This window comes from Streptomyces sp. NPDC006259 (assembly GCF_042870975.1).
Taxonomy (GTDB): Bacteria; Actinomycetota; Actinomycetes; order Streptomycetales; family Streptomycetaceae; genus Streptomyces.
Genome location: NZ_JBIAHY010000001.1, coordinates 1,397,974 through 1,420,107 on the forward strand (window position 1 = coordinate 1,397,974; position 22,134 = coordinate 1,420,107).

The window sequence follows — 22,134 nt, forward strand, 5'->3', positions numbered from 1 at the left end:
AGTGGAGGGGAACGTTCGCGGCACGGCGGGCGTTGTCCACGTGGAACCGGTGCAAGGAGGGCGAGCGCATGACGTACGACCGGCTGGTGTGCGCTAACTGCGCCGCGCCCGTGAGCGAGGGCCGCTGCAGAGTGTGCCGCGCGAACCGCGAGCGGCTGCAACAGGACCACAACTTCTTCGGGGGACTGAACCCGATGGCGCTGATCGCGCTGCTGGCGGTGCTGGTCGCGGCGATGGCGCTGCTCGCCCACCAGACCGCGTAGCCCGCCCCCGTACGCGCGAAGGGCCCGGAGCTTCCCAGCTCCGGGCCCTTCGCGCGTACGTCACGTAACGGTGCGGCTGCCTACCGTCAGGCAGCGGCGCCGCCGCGGCCCTCCGCGAGACGCGGAAGCACACGGAAGCCGATGCCACCGACGATCATCGTGGCAGCGCCGATGACCAGGAACGTGGTCTGCCCGGCGCCGGTCTCGGCCAGCTCCTTGCCACCACCCTGGGCGGCGTTGTCGGCGGTCGCGTCGGAGGTGTCGGTCAGCGCGGAGCTGCCGACCTCCTGAGCGGCGGTGCCGTCGGGGCTGGTACCGGAACCTCCGGTGGTGGAACCGCCCGTCGCCGAGCCGCCACCCGCGGTGGAACCGCCGTCGGCGGACCCACCGGTGGTGCTCGAACCACCCGTGGTGCTCGAACCACCCGTGGTAGAGCCGCCGTTGCCGGAGTTGCCGCCGGAGTTGGAGTTGCCCCCGTTGCCGGAGTTGCCGCCGTTGCCCGAGTTGCCACCGGAGTTCGAGTTACCGGAGTTGCCGCCGGAGTTCGAGTTGCCGCCGTTGCCCGAGTCACCGCCGGAGTTGGACGTCTCACCGGTGGTGGTGGTCTCGCCCGTGGTGGTGGTCTCACCCGTCGTCGAGGTCTCGCCCGTGGTGGACGTCTCCCCCGTCGTCGTGGTCTCACCCGTGGTGGTGGTCTCACCCGTCGTGGTCTCACCCGTGGTGGTGGTCTCACCGGTGGTGGTCTCGCCCGTCGTGCCGGGGCAGACCACGATCGGGCAGGGGTCGTCGCCGTCCTGCGTGGTCACGTCGGTGTTGTCGCCCGTCGAGACCAGCCCGCTCAGGCCGCCCTCGTCGCCGGTGGCCGAGGCGACGCCCGCCACCGTCAGCGAAGCGCCCGCGGCGATCACTGCGCCCGCGGCGATGCGCGCGATACGGACGCGCGTCTTCTTGGTCATATGGTTGCTACCCCCAGTAGCCGAAATCGTCGGTGAGGCCGCGCCCGGAGCGGTGATCGACGGGGGTAGCCAGAAATGCTGAAGTCCCCCGGTTCACATGCGCCCCGGAGATACGCATGCCAGACTGCACCCTCCCCATTTTTCATAGCAACGTCAAGGCCGTTGCGCACGCAATGTCCAACTCGGCACTGTTTGCCGGACATTGAAGGTGTGAGTGTGACGTAAAACCCAGACATGCCGGGAAACGCGGGCAAGCGAAAAGGCAACCACCCCCGTCGCGGGGGCAGTTGCCTTGTCGACAAAGTTACTTCTCCTGCTGCTTGCGCCAGCGAATGCCGGCCTCCAGGAATCCGTCGATCTCACCGTTGAAAACGGCCTCGGGGTTGCCGACCTCGAAGTCGGTGCGCAGGTCCTTGACCATCTGGTACGGGTGCAGGACGTACGAACGCATCTGGTTGCCCCAGGAGTTGCCGCCGTCGCCCTTGAGCGCGTCCATCTTGGCCTGCTCCTCCTGGCGACGCCGGTCGAGGAGCTTGGCCTGGAGGACGTTCATCGCGCTCGCCTTGTTCTGGATCTGCGACCGCTCGTTCTGACAGGAGACGACGATGCCGGTGGGGAGGTGGGTGAGGCGCACCGCGGAGTCGGTGGTGTTCACGCCCTGGCCACCGGGGCCGGAGGAGCGGTACACGTCCACCCGCAGCTCGGACTCGTCGATCTCGATGTGGTCGGTCTTCTCGACCACGGGGAGGATCTCGACGCCCGCGAAGGAGGTCTGGCGGCGCCCCTGGTTGTCGAAGGGCGAGATGCGCACGAGCCGGTGCGTGCCCTGCTCGACGGAGAGGGTGCCGTAGGCGTACGGGATCTGCACGGCGAAGGTGGTCGACTTGATGCCGGCCTCCTCGGCGTACGAGGTCTCGTAGACCTCGGTCTTGTAGCCCTTCTGCTCCGCCCACCGCAGGTACATCCGCTGGAGCTTCTCGGCGAAGTCGGCGGCGTCGACGCCACCGGCCTCGGCGCGGATGTTGACGAGGGCCTCGCGGGAGTCGTACTCACCGCTGAGCAGTGTCCGGACTTCCAGTTCGTCCAGCGCCTTCTTGACGGCGACCAGCTCGGACTCGGCCTCGGCGCGGGCGTCGGGGTCGTCCTCCTCGTCGGCCATCTCGAACATCACGGAGAGATCGTCGATCCGGCCGCGCAGGGCGTCGGCCTTCCTGACCTCCGCCTGGAGGTGGGACAGCTTGCTGGTGATCTTCTGCGCCTCGTCCGGGTTGTCCCACAGGGACGGCGCTGCCGCCTGCTCCTCGAGCACGGCGATGTCTGCCCTCAGCTTGTCGAGGTCCAGAACGGCCTCGATCGACTCCATGGTCGAGGAGAGGGACTTGAGCTCTTCGGATACATCGACGACTGCCACGCCTCCAGCGTAACGGCTCCGCCAAGCGTGCAGCGCCGGTGGCCACGGCACCCGGCCCGTCCGGCGTTCGAGCGCACGGCCCGTGCGGGGCCCGGAGCGGCCGGTGCGGGCCCGGAGCGGCGGGCGTGGGGCCCGGAGCGGCGGGCGCGGGGCCCGGAGCGGCCCGTGCCGAGCCGGAGCGGCGGGCGTGCGGGCGGCAGCCCCGGGACAGGGCAGGAGGGGAGAAGACAGGGAAAGGGCGGGGAGGGCGGCACCCGCTCAGGGCGAGACCGGCGCCGAGTTCCCCGACTCCCCGGGCCCGGATCCACCCCCGTCTCCGTCACCGTCCCCGGCCGTGGCCACCCACGTCCCCACCCCCGCCACGGCGGCCAGCACCGTCGCGGCCACCCCCACCACGACCCGTCGTCGCCGCGTGGCCGCGCGATTGCGCGCGGAGCCCGGCCGTGGCGCGCCCGCCGCCCGCGGCACCCGCGCGGTCCCGTGCGCCCCGCCCGCCAGTTCGTCCGGCGCCGGCACCCGCATCGAGGTGTGCGTGTCCCGGTTGGAGTCCGGCTTGGCGCCGGGCACCAGGGACACCGACCCCCGCCGGGCCCGCCCGGCGGTGTCGGAGGGGACCGGCGTCTGCGCGGTCTCGGCCCGGCTCGCACCCGGCTCGCCCTCCTGGGCCGTCTCGGTGTCCGGCTCGTCCACGTCCAGCGGCGGCATCCCCGCCAGCATCGGCAGCTGCTCGCGCAGCCGGGCGGCCAGCTCGGAGGCGCGCAGCCGGGAGGCCGGCGCCTTGGCCAGGCACTGCACGATGAGCTGCCACAGCTCGTCGTGGATCCCGGGCAGCGGCGCGACGGACTCGGTGACGTGCCGGCGCAGCACCGCGCCCGGATGTCCGCCGCCGAACGGCGTGAAGCCCGCGAGCAGCTCGTAGAGCACGGTGGCCAGCGCGTAGATGTCCACGGAGGCCCGCGGCGGGAGGCCTTCGACGATCTCGGGCGCGAGGTAGTCCGGCGTACCGATGATCTTCGTGGCGCGGGTCCGCTTGGGGGTGTCGATCAGTTTGGCGACGCCGAAGTCGGTCAGCAGCGCCCGGTGCGAGCCGCCGGGGCCGAGCGGGCCCCGCATGTCGAGGAGGATGTTCTCCGGTTTGACGTCCCGGTGGACGATCCCGGCCGCGTGCGCGGCGGCGAGCCCTTCGGCGACGTCCGCGGCGATCGCGACCGCGGCCTCGGGCGCGAGCCTGCGGTCCCGGTCGAGACGGGTCCGCAGATCCGTGCCGCGGACCAGGTCCATGACCAGCGCGAGGTCGTTGCCGTCGACGACCAGGTCCCGTACGGAGACCACGTGGGGGTGTTCCAGACCGAGCAGGGCGGTGCGCTCCTGCACGAAGCGGCCCACCAGTTCCTCGTCGGAGGCGAGGTCCTCGCGCAGCAGCTTGACGGCGACGGGACCGTCCGGCCCCTCGCCCAGCCACACCGTGCCGGCGCTGCCGCGTCCCAGGATCTGGTGGGCGGTGTACCGGCTGCCGATCTTTCGTGCCAAGGCTGCTCCTACAGACGCGTGTTGCCGACGCTGCGCCATCCGGGGGCGCTGACATCGGCGGCTGCGCCGCGGGGCCCCCGGACCCCAGCCGACAAAGCTACGCGTCCCGCGAGGCAATCCTCGCCTCGGAGACGGAAATCACCCGCCAGGAGTCGACAAATCCCCAAACTCGCGGTCGGGTCGCCTCGGAGCGGCCCCGAACCGGCCACGCCCGACGACCTGTACCGACCCAGCCCGCCTCGGACCGAGCCGCCCTGGACTGCCGCCTCGCACCGGCCCGCCTCGCATCGAGCCGCCTCGCGTCGAGCCGCCCGGGACCGGCCCGCCTAGGAGCGGCCCGCCGGTCAGGCTCCGCCGCCGGAGTTCCCTCCGAGATCCCCGATCCAGCCGCTCACGGTCTTGAACCAGTCGCCGAGCTGCTCCCAGTACCCCTTGCCGGTGCCGATCCAGTCCTGGAGCGGGCTCAGTTCCCAGACGAGCCAGCCGGCCACGACGAGGATGACGACCGTGAACAGGCAGCCCTTCAGGCAGCCGAGGCCGGGAATCTTCATCGGGTTGGCGCTTCGCTGCCTGGGCTCGCGCGGCTGCCGGGGCTCCGGCGCGGGCCGCTGCCGGGGCTGCTGAGGCTGCGGGGTGTACCGCTGGGGCTGGGGCTGCTGCTGCGGGGCGTACTGCTGCGGCTGCTGCTGCTGGGGGTATCCGTAACCCTGCTGGGGCCGCTGCTGGGGCCTCGGCTGCTGCTGGCGCGGCTGAGGCTGCTGCGGACGGGCGACCTGCCGCTGGGGGCGGCGGCGCAGCGGGTCCTCGTTGGGGTCGAGGTACTGGACCTGGGTCTGTTCGTTGCGGTCGCGGGCCGCACGCAGCTGGCTCTGCCAGGGGTGCGGCTCCTCCGGCTGCTGGCCCTGGGGTCCGTGTCCGCCGGGCTGGTGCGGCGGGACCGGCGGCAGGACGGCCGTCGGGTCGGCGGCTCCCGCCGGGCCGCCGGTGTGCGGCAGGACGGCGGTGGGGTCCGCGGCACCGGGCGGGTTGCCGGGCCCGGCCGTGTGCGGCAGCACGCTGGTCGCCGCGTTCGGGTCGTAGGCGCCGGCGGGGGCGCCGGGCACGGTCGCGGGCGCCGGGTCGGGCGCGAGCAGGTGGGTCACGCCGTCCGCCGCGGCGATCTGCGTCGAGTTGGCGTGCACGCCGATGCCCTCGGCGACGACGCGCAGCCCGCGCGCGAGGTTCTCGGCGCTGGGGCGTTCGTCGGGGTTCTTGCGCAGGCAGCGCTCGATGACCGTCCACAGCGGCTCGGGCACCGTGGAGGGGCGGCGCGGTTCGGCGCTCAGGTGCTGGTGGAGGACCTCCAGGGCCGAGCTGCCGGAGAACGGCGGGCGGCCGGTGACCAGCTCGTACAGCAGGATGCCGGCGCCGTAGATGTCGACGGCGGAGGTCTGGGGGCGGCCCTCGGCGGACTCCGGCGCGACGTACGCGGGCGTGCCGACGAACTCGCTGGTGCGGGTCAGTCCCGGGGAGTCGGCGAGGCGCGCGATGCCGAAGTCGGTGAGCAGCGGGTGCATCTGCCCGCCGTTCTGGAGGAGCAGGACGTTGGCCGGCTTCAGGTCGCGGTGGACCACGCCGTCGGCGTGGCTCGCGGCCAGGGCGTCGGCGACCTGCGCGGTGAGCAGCGCGGCGGCGACGGGCGTGAAGGGGCCGTTCTCGCGGAGGTAGCGGTGCAGGTCGGGGCCTTCGACGAGGTCCATGACCAGGGCCAGCAGATCGCCCTCGACGACCAGGTCGCGGACCCGGACGATGTTGGGGTGGGTCAGCCGGAGCAGTACGGAGCGTTCCCGCAGGAAGCGCATCACGATGTCCGGGTCGCTCGCGAGTTCTTCCTTGAGGACCTTGATGGCCACGGTCTCGCCGGGCTGGCCGGCCACGGCCGCCTCGGCGCCCGCGGTCTCGCGCTGGCGGGCTCGCCAGACGGTGCCCGTGGCGCCGCGTCCGAGCGGCTCCTCGAGCAGGTACTTGCTGCCGACTGGCCGCACGTCACGCGCTCCCTGCTGCTTGCTTGCCTCTGTTCCGACCCACTGTAGTGCCGTGTCCCCGGCACGGGGCTGTCGTCTTCCTGTGGTCGTTCCGTACGCCCTGCGTACGGATACGCGCCCCTCCCCGTACATGTTCGAAGGAAAGACGCTCGCCTCGGTCCGTTGGTTGCCGAAGGCGCCCGTGGCCGATCTCAAGCGGTCATCCGTGAGTCATCCGTCCATCACTTTTACGGGCAGAGCCGACCAATCAAGATCACTTGTCCCTCGGTGGCGGGCGCGTTGTCAGTGACAGGTGCGAGGATGCCTGGAGTACTGGCCGACGTGCTCGTGCGGGGTGGGGGAAAAGTCCGCGCCCGGGCAGAAGGGACCGCTGACGGCTATGCAGATCCGGCTGACCGTCGTAGACCCGCAGGGCCCGCCCGGGGACACGCGGGGCCGAGCCGCGAGCTGCGACGTGCTGGTCACGGCGCCCGCCGGCACGGCTCTGGCCGCGGTGGCGTCCGCCCTGGCCGCGGCGGTCTCCGGGGAAGGGGGCACTGCTCCGTCCGGGGGAGCCCAGCCCGTGCTGTACGCGGGCGCGCAGCGGCTCGACGCCCAGCGCTGCACCCTCGGCGAACCACCCCTGATCGACGGCGCCGTGCTCTGCCTGGGCGCCCCGGCGGAGCCCGAGCCGCATCCGGAGGTCGACGACGCCCCGGCCCGGCTGCACGTGGTGGCGGGGCCGGACGCGGGCGGCGTCCATCTGCTGCACGGCGGCCAGGTCCGCGTCGGCCGCTCCGCCGACGCCGACGTCCCCCTCGACGACCCGGACGTCTCCCGCCTGCACTGCGCGGTGACGCTCGCCGCCGACGGCCGGGTCACGGTCGCCGATCTCGGCTCCACCAACGGCACCACCCTGGACGGCGCTCGCGTGCAGGGCCGCCCGCTCCGGTTCGCCCCGGGCGCCCTGCTGCGCGTCGGCGAGTCGGCCCTGCGGCTGGCACCGCCCGGCGGTCCCGGCGCCCGGGTGGAGACGACACCCGACGGCGAGGGCCACGTCCGGGTGGCGTGCGCGAGCCCGGAGCCCGGGGCCGCCCCCGCGGACGCGCCCCACGCGCGCGTGGGGGGCGACGGCACGCCCTGCGCCCCGACCGGCCACGCCCACGGCACGGTCGACTGGCACGGCTCCGCGCCCGCCCGCGGCGGACGGGCGCCCGGGGCACTGGTGCCGGGCCAGGGCGGCGCACCGCCCCTGGAGAACCACGGCGCCACCCACGGCGGCCGCTCGGGCCTCGGCTCCTTCACCGGTCCCTCCTTCGAGGACCCCTCCTTCACCGGGCCCTCCGCCACCGGCTCCTCCCGCACCGACCCCTCCCGCACCGGCCCCTTCGAGGCGCGCGGCCCGCGGCCGGCGCCGGAGGAGGACGGCGTCGGCACCTCGCGCAAGGGCACTCCCCTGCACGGCACCGAGGTGCCGCAGGGCCTGCGCAGGCGGGGCGGCCTGTCCGCCTGGGCCCGCCGGCTGACCGCCGGACGCGCCGGTCCGCAGGAGCCGGATGACGCTGAGGCGTACGACGAACCGGCGGCCGGGGCGGCGCCGGAACCACCCGCCGGGGTGCCGCCCGCCCCCGACACCTGGCCGGACCCGGCCGCCCTGCTGCTGACCGCGCTCGGTCCCGGCCCGCGCCTGTGGGAGCGCGGACCGGGTCACCCCGAGACGCTCGCGGTCCGGCTGGGCACGGCCGACCGGGTGGCGCCCGACGGATCGTTGCTGCCGGCCGTGCCGGTGACGGTGGGCCTGCGCGAGGTCGGCGCCCTGGGCCTCGCCGGACCGCGCCCGAGGCTGGCCGGGCTGGCCCGCGCGGTGCTGGCGCAGCTCGCCGCGCTGCACTCCCCGGACCTGCTGGAGATCGTCCTGATCAGCACGGACCGCGCGCGTTCCGAGGAGGAGCGCGTCGCCGAGTGGTCCTGGCTGGGCTGGCTGCCGCAGCTGCGCCCCGGACACGGCCAGGACTGCCGTCTCCTCCTCGCCCACGACCGCGACCAGGCGACCGCCCGCACCGACGAACTGCTGCGCCGTCTGGAGGACCGTCTGACGGACGGTGCGGCGGCGCCCGTCCCCGCCCCGCGCGGCACACCCCGCCGTCCCTCCTGGGCGGTGGCGGACGAGGACGGTTTCCCCGGCCCGTACACGGTCCTCGTCGTGGACGGCGACCCCGGCGGCGCCGACCTGCGCGAGGTGACGGCCCGGCTGGCGACGGCCGGCCCCCGGGCCGGGATCCACGTCCTCTGTCTGGCCGAGACGGCCGCCGCCTCCCCCGCCGCGCCGGTGACCGACATGTACGAGGCGGCCTGCGCGGCGGCACCCACCTTCCGCGCGTGCGGGGCGGTCGCCCTGCTCAGCGGTGATGTGGCGACCGCGCTGCGGTTGCTGCGGGTCGCCCCGGCCGGGTCGGAGTCCGAGCGGCCGGGCCCGGTGGGTCAGGGCACGGTCGGCACCGTCGACGCGGTCTCCGCGGCCTGGGCGGAGCGGTTCGCGCGGGCCCTGGCGCCGCTGCGCCCGGAGGTCGTCTCCGGCGGCGAGCGCCCCGCGCGCGTGTCCGTCCCGCTGCCCCAGTCGGCCCGCCTGCTGGACGAGCTGGGCCTGGCGCGCGCGACCCCGGCCTCCCTGATGGCCCGCTGGGCCGACGCGGCCGACGACAGCGAGGCGCTCGGCGGCCGGGCCTCGGCCGTGCTGGGCGCGGGCCCGCGCGGCCCGGTCGGCGTGGACCTGTCCGCCGAGGGCCCGCACCTGCTGATCGAGGGCCCGCCCGGCAGCGGGCGTACGGAGCTGCTGCGGGCGGTCGTCGCCTCGCTGGCCGCCGCCGAGCGCCCCGACCGGCTCGGCATCGTCCTGCTGGACGGCCGGGACACCGTCGGCAAGGCGGGCACCGGCCACGGCGAGGGCCTGCGGGTCTGCACCGACGTACCGCACGTCACCACGCATCTCACCGCCAACGACCCGGTGCGCATGCGGGAGTTCGCGCAGTCGCTGAGCGCCGAGCTGAAGCGGCGGGCGGAGTTGCTCGGGCGGTCCGACTTCGCCGAGTGGCACACGCACCGCGCGGTGTCCGGCCGTATCGTCCCGCAGCGCCAGGCGGCCGGCGGCGGGACCGGTGCCGCCGACCTCGACACGCCGCCCAGCTCGACCCTGCGGCTGCGCCCCGGCGCGGCGGCCCGCCGGCGGACGGAGGCGGCCCCGCCGCTGCCCCGCCTGGCCGTCGTGGTGGACGATCTGGACGCCCTGGTCTCACCCGCGCTCGGCTCCCCCGGCCGCCCGGCCGCCGGTTCGGTCATGCGCGCGCTGGAGGCGGTGGCCCGCGAGGGCGAGCGGCTCGGCGTGCACCTGGTGGCCGCCACCGGTCCGGGCGGCCGTACGGCCGAGTCCGAGCCCGCCCGGCAGGCCACGCTGCGGATCTTCCTCGACGCTCCCGGCTCGGGCCCCGACGAACCGGCCCCCGGCCGCGGCCGCCTCCGCGGCGCGGACGGCCGGCTCACCCCCTTCCAGGGCGGCCGGGTCACCGGCCGCATCCCCCGCACCGCCACCCTGCGCCCCACGGTGGTCCCCCTGGAGTGGCAGCGGATGGGCGACCCCCCGACCCGCAGACCCGTCCGCGAACTGGGCAACGGCCCCACCGACCTCGCCCTGCTCGCCAGCGCCCTGGAGCGGGCGGCGCGCGAGGTGTCGGCGGCGGAGGTGCCCTCGCTGCTCTGAGCGGCAGCGCCGCCGGGCACCGCGCAGGGCGACCGGGCCCGTCCGGGGGTGCCGTCCCCGGGAAGGTCCGGGAGAGCGTTACGACGCGGTCACGATCTCCCGCTTGACACCGCATGCGCACTTGCCTACCCCACGCACCCGGCGTAGACCAGTGCCACGGGACAGCGCTCGACGTTCGACGAGGAACGAAGAACGGGGCAGTGATGCGCAGCACGAGCAACACCATCCGGACCCGCAGGACCGGAAAGGCGGCCGCCACGATCCTCGCGGGAGCACTCGCGCTCTCGCTCACCGCGTGCGGCGGCGACGACGACAAGAGCGGCGGAAACGAGAGCACCGGCCCGAAGGCGTCCGGCGACGCCCTGGCCCTTCCGAAGCTGGACGGCACGACGCTGGAGGTCGCCGCCGTCTGGACCGGCCCCGAGCAGGCCAACTTCAAGAAGGTGCTGGCCGAGTTCGAGAAACGCACGGGCGCGAAGGTCACCTTCGTACCGGCGCAGGACCCGATCATCAACTTCCTCGGGTCCAAGATCGCGGGCGGTCAGCCCCCGGACGTGGTGATGCTGCCGCAGCCGGGCGCCATCAAGCAGGCCGTGGACAAGAAGTGGGCCAAGCCGCTGGGCCCCGAGGCCCTCAAGGAGTTGCAGAAGAACTACTCGCAGGGCTGGCAGGACATCGGCAAGGTCGGCGCGGAGCAGTACGGCGTCTACTACAAGGCCGCCAACAAGTCGCTGATCTGGTACAACACCAAGGTCTTCGAGAACGCGGGCGCGTCCGAACCCAAGACGTGGGACGAACTGCTGAAGACCGCGCAGACCGTCTACGACTCCGGCGTCACCCCCTTCTCGATCCCGGGCGCGGACGGCTGGCCGCTGACCGACTGGTTCGAGAACGTCTACCTCTCGCAGGCGGGCCCGGAGAAGTACGACCAGCTGGCCAAGCACGAGATCAAGTGGACGGACCCTTCCGTGAAGGAGGCGCTGACCACGCTGGCGCAGATCTGGGGCAAGAAGGACTACGTGGCGGGCGGCGCCGACGGTGCCCTCCAGACGCAGTTCCCGAACTCCGTCACCCAGACCTTCTCCGGCGGTGACCAGCCCAAGGCCGCGATGGTCTACGAGGGCGACTTCGTGCAGGTCAACATCGCGCAGACGGACGCGAAGGTGGGCACGGACGCGAAGGTGTTCCCGTTCCCGAAGGTCGGCGACACCGCGCCGGTGGTCTCCGGCGGTGACGCGGCGGTCATCCTGAAGGACTCCAAGGGCGCGCAGGCGCTGGCGACCTTCCTCGCCTCACCGGACGCGGCGGAGATCCAGGCGAAGCTGGGTGGCTACCTCTCGCCGAACAAGAACGTCGACCTGGCGGCGTACCCGAACGACGTGCAGCGCAAGATCGCCGAGGCGCTGGTCGCGGCGGGCGACGACTTCCGCTTCGACATGTCCGACCAGGCCCCGCAGGCGTTCGGCGGTACGCCCGGCAAGGGCGAGTGGAAGGACCTCCAGGACTTCCTGAAGAACCCGACGGACGTGGCCGGCATCCAGGCGAAGCTGGAGTCGGACGCGGCAGCGGCGTACGGGAACTGAGCCGGTCATGGCATCGGCCGACGTGGCGGGGGCTCCCGGAGCCCCCGCCCCTCCTCGCTCGCGCAAAAGCGTGACCGGCACCCGCAGGGCGGTGGCGGCGCTGTTCCTGCTGCCCGCCCTGGTGCTGCTGGGCGCGCTCGTGGTCTACCCGATCGGGTACTCGGTCGTCCGCAGTTTCTACGACCAGTCCGGCGAAGGCTTCGCCGGCATCGACAACTACAGGGCCCTCTTCACCGACGACGGCATCCGCACGGCGCTCAAGAACAACGTCCTGTGGGTGGTGTTCGCGCCGACCGTGGCGACCGCCCTCGGACTGATCTTCGCGGTGCTGACCGAACGCATCCGCTGGGGGACGGCGTTCAAGCTGGTCGTCTTCATGCCGATGGCGATCTCGATGCTCGCCGCCGGCATCATCTTCCGGCTCGTGTACGACCAGGACCCGGACAAGGGCGTGGCGAACGCGGTGTGGGTCGGGGTGCACGACACGTTCGCGCAGTCGTCGGCGTTCCCCAAGGCCCACCCGGGCCGCCAGTCCCCGCTGGAGTCGGCGAAGGGCGGCGCGTTCCTCACCAAGGAGCCGGTCCGCGCGGGCGTTCCGGTCTCGCTGCCGCTCGTCGGCGTGGCCCCGGACCAGATGCCCGACAGCGCGAAGAAGGCGGCGCCGGCCCGGCCCGAGCCGGGCAAGGTCACCGGCACGACCTGGCAGGACTTCACCCGCGGCAAGGGCGTCGGCACGCTCGGCGCCCCCGACCCGGCCGAGCTGGGCTACGCCGGGATGCGGATCGAGGCGGTCAAGGACGGCAAGGTCGTGGCGTCGACCACCGCGGCCGGCGACGGCACCTTCACCCTGCCCGAGGCGGCCGACGGGGCCCGGCTGCGGCTGCCCGCCGGCAACTTCCAGGAGGCGTACAACGGCCTGGACTGGCTGGGCCCGTCGCTGGTCACACCGGCCATCATCGGGTCGTACATCTGGATGTGGGCGGGCTTCGCGATGGTGCTGATCGCGGCCGGGCTGGCGAGTGTGCCGCGGGAGCTGATGGAGGCGGCCCGGGTGGACGGGGCGAACGAGTGGCAGGTGTTCCGCAGGGTCACCGTGCCCCTGCTCGCGCCGGTCCTCGCGGTGGTCACCGTCACCCTGATGATCAACGTACTGAAGGTGTTCGACCTGGTCTTCATCATCGCCCCCGGCTCCTCCCAGGACGACGCGAACGTGCTCGCCCTGGAGCTGTACCGCAAGGGCTTCTCCGAGGACCAGCCGGGCATCGCCAGCGCCATCGCGGTCTTCCTGCTGCTGCTGGTGATCCCGGTGATGTGGTTCAACGTACGGCGGCTGCGGCGGGAGGTCAGGCGATGAGCGCGCACCCGTCGGGTGGCTGGGGGTCCGGGGGTCGTCCCCCGGGTGAACGCAGTAACGTACGGCGGCTGCGGCGGGAGGTCAGGCGATGAGCGCGCACCCGTCGGGTGGCTGGGGGTCCGGGGGTCGTCCCCCGGGAGAGCGCAGTAACGTACGGCGGCTGCGGCGGGAGGTCAGGCGATGAAGGGCCCCGTCGGGAGCGTGAAGCCCGAGCGTTCGGTGGGCGCGCGGATCGTGGAGAAGCTGGGCGGCGGTGCGGTCCGGGTGGTGCTGATCCTGGTCGGCCTGTTCTGGCTGGTGCCGACGATCGGCCTGTTGATCTCCTCGCTGCGCTCCCCCGAGGACATGAGCGCGAGCGGCTGGTGGAAGGTGTTCGCCGAGCCGTCCCAGCTCACCGTGGACAGCTACCGAAAGCTGCTGGAGAACGGCGACATCACCGGCTCCCTCGTCAACACGGTGCTGATCACCGTCCCGGCGACGGTCCTGGTCGTCGTCATCGGCTCGCTCGCCGGATACGCGTTCGCGTGGATGGAGTTCCCCGGCCGGGACTGGTGGTTCCTGGCCGTGGTGGGCCTGTTGGTGGTGCCCGTGCAGGTGGCGTTGATCCCGATCGCCGAACTGTTCGGCAAGGTCGGCCTCTTCGGGTCCGTGCTGGGCGTGATCCTCTTCCACGTGGGCTTCGGCCTGCCGTTCGCGGTGTTCCTGCTGCGGAACTTCTTCGCCGAGATCCCCCGCGAACTGCTGGAGGCGGCGCGGCTGGACGGCGCCGGCGAACTGCGCCTGTTCACACGGGTCGTGATGCCGCTGGGCGGACCGGCGATCGCGAGCCTGGGCATCTTCCAGTTCCTGTGGGTGTGGAACGACATGCTGGTGGCACTGGTGTTCACCGATGCCGACAGCCAGCCGATCACGGTGGCCCTGCAGACCCAGGTACGCCAGTTCGGCAACAACATCGACGTGCTGGCGCCCGGCGCGTTCATCTCGATGGTGATCCCGCTGGCCGTGTTCTTCGCGTTCCAGCGCCAGTTCGTGTCCGGCGTGATGGCCGGCGCGGTCAAGTAGTCGGTACGGCAAGGGGGGTGGACGTCACCGGTCCACCCCCCTTCCGTTCACCCGGTGTCCCCCGGATGCCGTAGGCGAACGTAACCAAGTCACTCCATCGGCCGTTGCCCGGACCAGGCCCTGTCGTCCGCGCCGACCCATGGATGTCCCTTGCCCAGGTTCAGTGTCATCGTCCCCGCGTACCAGGTTCAGGCGTACCTGCACGAGTGCCTGGCATCCGTGCTGTCGCAGTCGTACACCGATTTCGAACTGATCGCCGTCGACGACGGTTCGCCGGACGCGTGCGGCGAGATCATCGACGAGTTCGCGGCCCGCGATCCCCGCGTGCGCGCCCTGCACCTGCCGGAGAACGCCGGTCTGGGACGGGCGCGCAACGCGGGTCTCGCCCAGGCCACCGGCGACTACCTGCTGTTCCTCGACTCCGACGACACGCTCACCCCGGACGCGCTGCGCGCGATCGCCGACCGGTTGAAGAACACCGGCGAGCCGGACGTCCTGGTGTACGACTACGCGACCGCGTTCTGGACGGGTGAGACCGAGCGCAACCGGTTCGCCGAGCAGCTCACCGAGCGGGGCCCGGCGCCCTTCCGGCTGGAGGACCGGCCGGGGCTGCTGAGGGTGCTGATGGTGGCCTGGAACAAGGCCTACCGGCGCGATTTCGTCGAGCGGACCGGCCTGACCTTCCCCCCCGGCTACTACGAGGACACGCCGTGGACCTATCCGGCGCTGATGGCCGCCGGGTCGATCGCGACCCTGGACCGGGTCTGCGTCCACTACCGGCGGCGCCGCGGCGGCAACATCCTGTCCACCACCAGCCGCCGGCACTTCGACGTCCTCGACCAGTACGACCGGGTGTTCGCGTTCATCGACCAGCGGCCCGAACTCGCGCACTGGCGGCCGGTGCTGTTCCGCCGCATGGTCGACCACCTGACGACGGTGTTCACCATGCCGGACCGGCTGCCGCGCGGTTCGCGCGGCGAGTTCCTGCGCCTGGCCCGCGCCCACTACCGCCGTTACCGCACGCCCGGCGCGCCCGTCCCGCTGCGCTCGCGGGTGCGCCACGGCCTCGTCCACCTCGGTCTGCACCGCACCTACCGCACGCTCCAGGCGGCCGCGACCCTGCGCCGCCGCGTCGGCGGGCTCGCCGCGCGACTCGGCGGCGCCCTCAAGGCCGCCTGTCTCCAGGTCCACTACCGGATCCAGCTGCGGCTCCCGCTGCGCGCCGACCGGGCGGTCTTCGCCGCCTACTGGGGCCGCGGCCACGGCTGCAACCCGGGCGCGCTGGAGAGCGCGTTCCGCGCCTTCGCCCCGCAGGTGCGCACGGCGTGGATCGCCCGCCCCGAGCACCAGCACGCCGTCCCGCCGGGCCCGCGCCCGCTGCGGCCCGGCACGGCCGCCTACTGGACGGCGCTGGCCCGCTCCAAGTACCTGGTGAACAACGTCAACTTCGACCGCCGGCTGGTCAAGCGCCCCGGCCAGGTCTTCGTGCAGACCCAGCACGGCACACCGCTCAAGCACATGGGCCTCGACCTCCAGGAGCGCCCCGCGGCCGCCCGTGACATGGACTTCGCGGAGCTGCTGAGGGGCGTCGACAAGTGGGACTACGTCCTGTCCGCCAACCGCCACACCACCCTCACCTGGGAACGCGTCTACCCCGGCGGCTACACCACCCTGGAGTACGGCTATCCCCGCAACGACGTCTTCCAGCGGGCCACCGCCGAGGATGTCTCCCGGCTGCGCGAGGAGCTGGGCATCCCCCGCGACACGGTGGCGGTCCTGTACGCCCCCACCCACCGCGACTACCGCCGCACCCAGCACGCCGCCCTCGACCTGGAGCGGCTGGTGGACCGGCTGGGCCCGCGTTTCGTGATCCTGGCCCGCGCCCACTACTGGCAGCCCGCCGCCCTGCCCGCCGGCGGCAGGGTCATCGACGTCAGCGGCCACCCGAGTGTGGAATCCCTCTGCCTGGCCTCGGACGCCCTGGTCACCGACTACTCGTCGATCATGTTCGACTACGCCGACCTGGACCGCCCGATCGTCGTGCACGCCGGTGACTGGGAGGCCTACGAGGCGGCCCGCGGCACCTACTTCGACGTGCGCGCCTTCCCGCCGGGCGCGGTCGCCCGCACCGAGGACGAACTGGTCGACATCTTCGCGACCGGCCACTGGCACGGCTCCCGCTCGGCCCAGCTGCGCGCCACGTTCCGCGAGCGGTTCTGCCCGTACGGCGACGGACGCGCCGCCGAGCGCGTCGTACGGCGGGTCGTGCTGGGCGAGACGGAGCTGCCGCCCGTGGTGCCGCTCGCCGAGCGCCGTCCCGTGCCGTCGGCGGCGGCGGCACAGACGCGGCCCGCGCTGAGCACCGTGCCGCAGCCCTCGGGCCCTCGGGTCACCAGCCATTAGGAGCCGCGGCACCAGGTGCCGGCACCCCGCCCGAACCCGACCGAGCCAGACACAGAAAGAGCAGCATGCCCCGCTTCAGCATCATCGTTCCCTCCCACGGGGTCGCCGGCCGGCTGTCCCTGGCGCTGGACTCCGTCCTCGGCCAGTCCTTCGGCGACTTCGAGCTGATCCCGGTCTGCGACGCGCCGGACGTCCCGGCGGCGGCCGTCGCCGCCGGGTACGCCGCGCGGGACAGCCGGGTGACCCCGGTGTTCTCGCCACCGTCGGCGGGGCTCGCGGGAGCGCGCAACACCGGGGCGCGGGCGGCGACCGGCGCGTACCTGCTGTTCCTCGACGGTGACGACACCCTCGTGCCGGGCGCGCTGACCGCGCTGGACGCCCGGCTGGCGGAGACGGGCGAGGTGGACGTCCTGTACGCCGAGCACGAGCGCGTCCCGTGGTGGGAGGGCGAGCCGGCCAACCCGGCGGCCCCGCTGTTCGCGAAGGCCCCCGGGGGTGCCTTCGCGCCCGCCGAGGTCCCCGAGGTGAGCGGCGTACAGCTGCCCGTGTGGAGCGCGGCCTACCGGCGCTCCTTCCTCACCGCGCACGAACTGGCCTTCCCGGAGGGCCATTTCACGGACGTCGGCTTCGGCGGCCTGGTCACCGTGCACGCCGAGCGGGCCGCGGTGCTGCGCCGCGTCGTCGTACGGCATCTGCTGCGGCGCCAGGGCAGCCGGCTGAACCTGCCGGGCGAGCACCACGCCGACCTGCTGGAGCAGACGGATCTGGTGCTGACCAGGGCCGCCGAACGCGGCTTCACCGGGGCCCTGTTCGCCCAGTTGTTCGCCGCCGTCCTGAAGACGGCCGCGCACCCGGCCCGGCTGCCCGCCGCCGGCCGCCGGGCGTTCTTCCGCCGGGCGGCCGCGCTGTACCGGCGCCACCGGCCGGCCGGGTTCCGCCGGCCGGGCGGCAGCCTGGGGGTGCAGCACCGGCTGCTGGCGGCGGGGGCGTACACCGCCTTCCGCGCGCTGCGGGACGCCAACCGGAAGGCGTCGGCGGCCGTCCAGCGGATCCCGCGCCCCCGCGGACTGCGCACCCGCCTCCACTACCGGCTCCAGCTGCGCCGGCGCATCGACCCCGACCTGGCGGTGTACTGCGCGTACTGGGGCCGGGGTTACGCGTGCAGCCCCGCCGCGATCCACGCCAAGGTCGCCGAACTCGCCCCGCACATCCGCTCGGTGTTCCTCGTCGAGCCCGACCAGGCGCACACCATGCCGCCGGGGGTGGAGCACGCCGTGATCGGCAGCCGCCGCGCCTGGCAGCTCCTCGCCCGCGCCAAGTACCTCGTCAACAACGCGAACTTCGCGGAGGGCGTGGTCAAGCGCGCGGGCAGCGTGCATGTGCAGACACAGCACGGCACCCCGTTGAAGAAGATGGGCGTCGACCAGTCGACGTACCCGGTGGTGGCGGCGGCGACCGGCAGCTTCGCCAAACTGCTGGGCCGCGTCGACCGCTGGGACTACAACCTGTCCTCCAACACCCACTCCACCCAGATGTGGGAGCGCGCCTTCCCCGGCTCGTACGAGCATCTGGAGTACGGCTATCCGCGCAACGACGTCTTCTGCACGGCGACCGCCGAGGACGTCGCCCGCGTCCGGCGGGAGCTGGGCGTCCCGGAGGGGAGGACGGCCGTGCTGTACGCGCCCACCCACCGCGACCACCGGACGGGCTTCGACGCGGGCCTGGACCTGGAGGCGTTCTGCGAGGCGGCCGGCGAGGACGTCGTCGTGCTGCTGCGGGCGCACTACTTCTACGACCGGGGCGTACGGCACGGCTCCGGCCGGATCATCGACGTGACCGGGCACCGCTCCTCCGAGGACGTCTGCCTGGCCGCCGACGCGCTGATCACCGACTACTCGTCGATCATGTTCGACTACGCCAACCTGGACCGCCCGATCGTCGTGTACGCCGACGACTGGGACGTCTACACCGAGACGCGGGGCGTGTACTTCGACCTGATGGCGGCCCCGCCCGGTCCGGTCGCCCGCACGCCCGAGGAGCTGGCCCGCGTCTTCGCCGACGGTTCGTACGCCTCGGACGCGTCCCGGTCGCTCAGGAACGCCTTCCGGACCCGCTTCTGCCAGTTCGACGACGGCCGGGCCGCCGAGCGCGTGGTGCGCCGGGTGCTGCTCGGCGAGCCGGCGGAGGCGATCCCACCCGTGCGGCCGCTCGCCGAGCGCGTCCCCGCCCCCGCCGCGTCCACCCTCGTAAGGAGCTGACTCCCGCAGTGCCCCGCTTCAGCATCATCGTCCCCTGTTTCAAGGTGCAGGGCTTCCTGCGCGAGTGCCTCGACTCGGTCCTGGAGCAGTCGTACCGGGATCTCGAGGTGATCGCCGTCGACGACCGCTCGCCCGACGGCTGCGGCGCGATCCTCGACGAGTACGCGGCCCGCGACGACCGGGTACGGGTCCTGCACCTGCCGGAGAACGTCGGCCTCGGCCGCGCCCGCAACGCGGGCCTGCCGCACGCGAGCGGCGACTACCTGTTCTTCCTCGACAGCGACGACACCCTCACCCCGGGCGCCCTGCGCGCCATGGCCGACCGCCTCGACGAGGTGGCCGACCCCGACGTGCTGGTCTTCGACTACGCGCGCACCTACTGGTGGGGCGGCACCCGCCGCAACGCCCTCGCGCACGTCCTGGCCGACTGCGGCGACGCCGCGTTCACGGCCGCCGAGCACCCGGAGATCCTCGATCTGCTGATGGTCGTGTGGAACAAGGTGTACCGGCGGGACTTCGTCGAGGAGAACGGCTTCCGTTTCCCGCCCGGCTACTACGAGGACACCCCCTGGACCTTCCCGGTCATGCTCAGCGCGCGGCGCGTCGCCACGCTGGACCGGATCTGCCTGAACTACCGCCAGCGCCGCCAGGGCAACATCCTGTCCACCACCAGCCGCAAGCACTTCGACATCCACGACCAGTACGAGCGGGTCTTCGCCTTCGTCGACTCCCGTCCCGAGCTGGCGAGCTGGCGGCCCTACCTGCACCGCAAGATGGGCGAGCACTGTCTGGACATCCTCGCCAAGCCGGACCGGCTGCCCCCCCGCGACCGGGGCGAGTTCTTCCGCCGTACGGCCGAGTTGTTCGCCCGGCACCGTCCGGCGGGCGAGCCGGTGCCCGCCGGACTGCGGGTGCTGCGAGGGCCGTACGCCGCCTACGTGGTCCGGCGGCAGGGCGGGCGGGCGGGGCGGGAACTCGCCCGGCGCGCGGCGCAGGCGCGCGGGTCGGCCGCCGGGCGCGTACGCCGGGGCGTGGGCGCCGTGCAGGCCAGGCGTCCGCTGGATCCGCGGCTGGTGGTGTACTCGGCGTTCTCGCACCGGGGCGTGCTCGGCGATCCGGGCGCCGTGTACCGCAAGGCGCGCGAGATCGCCCCGCACCTGCGCGGGGTGTGGGTCGTACGGGACGAGGAGACGGCGGCGGGGCTCCCCGAGGGGGTCGAGCACGTGCTGCTGGACTCCCCCGCCTACCGCCGGGTGACCGCACGGGCCGGCTTCTTCGTCAACAACGTCAACTGGCCCGGCACGCTCGCCAAGCGGCCCGGCAGCGTCCACATCCACACCCATCAGGGCACCCCGCTCAAGTACATGGCGGCCGACCTGCTGGACCGGCCCGGTGCCCGGTACGGGGTGGACGTGCCGCAGATGCTGCGCCGCGCCGACCGCTGGGACCACAGCCTGGTCGCCAACCCGTACTCCGAGCTGGTGTGGGAGCGGGCCTACCCCTGCCACTTCGCCTCGGCGCGCACCGGCAGTCCGCGCAACGACGTGCTCGTGACCGCCGACGCGCAGGCCGGGGCGCGGGTCCGCGCCCGCCTCGGCATCCCCGCGGACCACACGGTCGTGCTGTACGCGCCGACCCGCCGGGAGTACGTCCGCGGCGGCCACGTCGACCGGATCGACCTGGCCCGGTTCGCCGCCGACCTCGGCGAGGGCCACACCCTGGTGGTGCGGCTGCACCCCTCCCTGGCGACCGGGCACGCGCGCGGGACGGGCCTCTCCGACCTGCACCGGCGCGGGATCGTCGTCGACGCCACGGACGTCCCGGACGTCGAGGACGTGATGCTCGCCTCGGACGTGCTGGTCACCGACTACTCGGCCCTGATGTTCGACTACGCCAACCTGGACCGGCCGATCGTGGTGCACGCCGACGACTGGGGCGCGTACACGGCGAGCCGGGGCACCTACTTCGACATCACCGCCGAGGCGCCCGGCCATGTCTCGCGCGGCTATCCGGAGCTGGTCCGGCTGATGAACTCGGGTGGCTGGCGCGACGAGGAGTCGGCGCGGCTGCGCGCCGTGTTCCGGGAACGGTTCTGCGTGTTCGACGACGGGCGGGCCGCCGAGCGGGTCGTCCGGACGCTGCTGCTGGGCGAGGAGATGACCGGTCCCGCCACGCTCCGGGTGCCCGCCCCGGCCGTCGCGGGCGACGTGCTGGCCTCCAGGTGAGGCTGCGCCCGCGCGCCTGGGTCCTCGTCCTGGCCGTGGTGTACGCGCTGATCCAGCTCGCGAACGTCACCGGCCGGTCCACCCCGGACAGCAAGAACTACCTGTCCTACGCGCTGAGTCTGCGCGGGGAGGGCAAGCACCGGGCGGCGGCCGCGGCCATCGACTGGGCGTGCGAGGGGGAGGCGTCGATCGCGGCCCGGCGGCAGAGCGTGGACGTGGTGCGGTTCCACCGCGCCGACCCGAGCGCCGAGGTGTTCGCCCGGTGCCGGGAGCGGGAGTGGCGCAACGTCGGGGCGCGGCTGGCCGCGGGGCAGACCGGCGGGCACACGGTGCCGTTCATGCCGGACCGCTTCATGCGGATCTTCGAGGCGCGGCCGGGCTATCCGGTGTTCCTCGTGCCGTTCCTCGCCGTGTTCGGCGTGGAGTGGGGCATGTGGGCGGCGGGTGTGGTGGCGACGGTGGCCGGCGGGGTGCTGGTCCTCCTCGTCCTGCGCAGCCTGCGCGCACCGGCCGGCGTCTGCCTGACCGGGCAGGCCCTCTACTACGTCCTGCCGTGCGGCGCGACCGCCATGCGGCCGATGGCGGAGGGCCTGCTGCTCGCGCTGACGCTCGTGGCCGTGTGGGGCGGCGCGCTGGCCCTGGACGGGCGGGTGCGGGCCGGGGTGTGGCTGGTGGGCGGCGCGCTCGCCGCCCTGTTCACGGTCAAGCACTCGCAGGCCCTGTTCCTCGGGCTGACCCTGGCGGCCGCGGGCGCGCTGATCGCCGTACGGCGTCGGCGCCGCGGCCGGCCGGTGGGGCGCGGGGTCGTGGCGGTGGCGGTGACAGGGGCCTGCGGGGCGGTGGGGACGCTGCTGCTCGCGGCGCTGCTGCGCCATCCGTCCCAGTCCGAGAGCCTTCAGGACCTGCTGACCCACCATTTCGCCCGGCCGGACCGGGAGCGCCCGTGGGCGGAGTTCTGGCAGTTGCAGCAGCGGTTCTGGCCGGAGTGGCTGCGCCGGCAACTGTGGGAGCCGCTGTTCCTGGCGGCGCTGGCGGCCGGGGCGTGGGGGGCGCTGCGCGGGCCGCGGCGGGCGTTCGGGGTGCTGGTGGTCGCCGCCGCGTCCACCGGGGTCCTCACCCAGGCCGGGCACCCCGACATGGCCATCTGGGGCGGCCGGCTGATCGTGCTGGCGTGGCTGCTGCCGGTGCTGGGACTGCCCCTGCTGCTGGAGCCGCTGGTGCGGGGCCGGGTGGCCCTGCCGGCGCAGGAACGGGCCGATCTTGCTCACTCGATGAGGTGACGGACGTAAGGCCGTTGACGCGGGCGGGAACATACCGCCAATGCCCCTCTTT

Annotated in this window: 13 protein-coding genes; 9 read left to right on the forward strand and 4 right to left on the reverse strand. The window is 73.5% G+C overall.

The genetic code is table 11. The annotated features are described in order from the left end of the window. Nucleotides 1–68: 68 nt before the first annotated feature. The gene (locus tag ACFYO5_RS05920) at nucleotides 69–263 is read left to right on the forward strand and encodes a hypothetical protein (RefSeq protein WP_356569505.1); all 195 of its coding nucleotides are present in this window, start codon (nucleotides 69–71) and stop codon (nucleotides 261–263) included. A gap of 86 nt (nucleotides 264–349) precedes the next feature. Here ACFYO5_RS05920 and ACFYO5_RS05925 read toward each other — a convergent pair whose 3' ends face one another. From ACFYO5_RS05925 to ACFYO5_RS05940, 4 genes are all read right to left on the reverse strand, one after another. Further along, nucleotides 350–1,219, reverse strand: a complete 870-nt coding sequence (locus ACFYO5_RS05925) for a hypothetical protein (RefSeq protein ID WP_388704596.1) — start codon at nucleotides 1,217–1,219, stop codon at nucleotides 350–352. A 304-nt stretch (nucleotides 1,220–1,523) separates the two neighbouring features. Next, nucleotides 1,524–2,630: a peptide chain release factor 2 gene (gene prfB, locus ACFYO5_RS05930; protein WP_356569501.1), complete on the reverse strand. Its 1,107-nt coding sequence runs from the start codon at nucleotides 2,628–2,630 to the stop codon at nucleotides 1,524–1,526. 258 nt (nucleotides 2,631–2,888) lie between these two features. Beyond that, nucleotides 2,889–4,160: a serine/threonine-protein kinase gene (locus tag ACFYO5_RS05935; RefSeq protein ID WP_356569499.1), complete on the reverse strand. Its 1,272-nt coding sequence runs from the start codon at nucleotides 4,158–4,160 to the stop codon at nucleotides 2,889–2,891. Between the two features lie 344 nt (nucleotides 4,161–4,504). After that, nucleotides 4,505–6,184, reverse strand: a complete 1,680-nt coding sequence (locus ACFYO5_RS05940; RefSeq protein ID WP_388704600.1) for a protein kinase — start codon at nucleotides 6,182–6,184, stop codon at nucleotides 4,505–4,507. Nucleotides 6,185–6,563: 379 nt separating this feature from the next. Here ACFYO5_RS05940 and ACFYO5_RS05945 point away from each other — a divergent pair, with 379 nt between their 5' ends. The 8 genes from ACFYO5_RS05945 to ACFYO5_RS05980 all read left to right on the forward strand — a co-directional run bounded on the left by ACFYO5_RS05945 (nucleotide 6,564) and on the right by ACFYO5_RS05980 (nucleotide 22,082). Continuing rightward, nucleotides 6,564–9,917 (forward strand): FHA domain-containing protein, encoded by a 3,354-nt coding sequence (locus ACFYO5_RS05945; protein WP_388704603.1) that lies wholly within the window; start codon nucleotides 6,564–6,566, stop codon nucleotides 9,915–9,917. A 203-nt stretch (nucleotides 9,918–10,120) separates the two neighbouring features. After that, the gene (locus ACFYO5_RS05950) at nucleotides 10,121–11,500 is read left to right on the forward strand and encodes an ABC transporter substrate-binding protein (RefSeq protein ID WP_388704606.1); all 1,380 of its coding nucleotides are present in this window, start codon (nucleotides 10,121–10,123) and stop codon (nucleotides 11,498–11,500) included. Nucleotides 11,501–11,507: 7 nt separating this feature from the next. Further along, nucleotides 11,508–12,854, forward strand: coding sequence for a carbohydrate ABC transporter permease (locus ACFYO5_RS05955; RefSeq protein ID WP_388704608.1), 1,347 nt, complete (start codon nucleotides 11,508–11,510; stop codon nucleotides 12,852–12,854). Between the two features lie 180 nt (nucleotides 12,855–13,034). After that, a complete protein-coding gene (locus ACFYO5_RS05960; protein ID WP_356569489.1) occupies nucleotides 13,035–13,916 on the forward strand; it encodes a carbohydrate ABC transporter permease in 882 nt (293 codons plus the stop codon). Nucleotides 13,917–14,066: 150 nt separating this feature from the next. Then, on the forward strand, nucleotides 14,067–16,319 hold the full coding sequence (locus ACFYO5_RS05965) for a CDP-glycerol glycerophosphotransferase family protein (protein WP_388704612.1): 2,253 nt from the start codon (nucleotides 14,067–14,069) through the stop codon (nucleotides 16,317–16,319). Nucleotides 16,320–16,384: 65 nt separating this feature from the next. Next, complete coding sequence (locus ACFYO5_RS05970; protein ID WP_388704614.1) at nucleotides 16,385–18,577, forward strand: CDP-glycerol glycerophosphotransferase family protein; 2,193 nt, start codon at nucleotides 16,385–16,387, stop codon at nucleotides 18,575–18,577. An 8-nt stretch (nucleotides 18,578–18,585) separates the two neighbouring features. Then, the gene (locus ACFYO5_RS05975; RefSeq protein ID WP_388704616.1) at nucleotides 18,586–20,802 is read left to right on the forward strand and encodes a CDP-glycerol glycerophosphotransferase family protein; all 2,217 of its coding nucleotides are present in this window, start codon (nucleotides 18,586–18,588) and stop codon (nucleotides 20,800–20,802) included. A 2-nt stretch (nucleotides 20,803–20,804) separates the two neighbouring features. Further along, on the forward strand, nucleotides 20,805–22,082 hold the full coding sequence (locus ACFYO5_RS05980) for a hypothetical protein (protein ID WP_388704752.1): 1,278 nt from the start codon (nucleotides 20,805–20,807) through the stop codon (nucleotides 22,080–22,082). The last annotated feature ends 52 nt before the right edge of the window (nucleotides 22,083–22,134 follow it).

What these genes read in the sequence shown, in the direction of transcription:
- ACFYO5_RS05960 (WP_356569489.1), top strand. Translation starts at nt 13,035, where the DNA reads ATGAAGGGCCCCGTCGGGAGCGTGAAGCCCGAGCGTTCGGTGGGCGCG.
- ACFYO5_RS05920 (WP_356569505.1), top strand. Translation starts at nt 69, where the DNA reads ATGACGTACGACCGGCTGGTGTGCGCTAACTGCGCCGCGCCCGTGAGC.
- ACFYO5_RS05970 (WP_388704614.1), top strand. Translation starts at nt 16,385, where the DNA reads ATGCCCCGCTTCAGCATCATCGTTCCCTCCCACGGGGTCGCCGGCCGG.
- ACFYO5_RS05950 (WP_388704606.1), top strand. Translation starts at nt 10,121, where the DNA reads ATGCGCAGCACGAGCAACACCATCCGGACCCGCAGGACCGGAAAGGCG.
- ACFYO5_RS05945 (WP_388704603.1), top strand. Translation starts at nt 6,564, where the DNA reads ATGCAGATCCGGCTGACCGTCGTAGACCCGCAGGGCCCGCCCGGGGAC.
- ACFYO5_RS05955 (WP_388704608.1), top strand. Translation starts at nt 11,508, where the DNA reads ATGGCATCGGCCGACGTGGCGGGGGCTCCCGGAGCCCCCGCCCCTCCT.
- ACFYO5_RS05925 (WP_388704596.1), bottom strand. Translation starts at nt 1,219, where the DNA reads ATGACCAAGAAGACGCGCGTCCGTATCGCGCGCATCGCCGCGGGCGCA.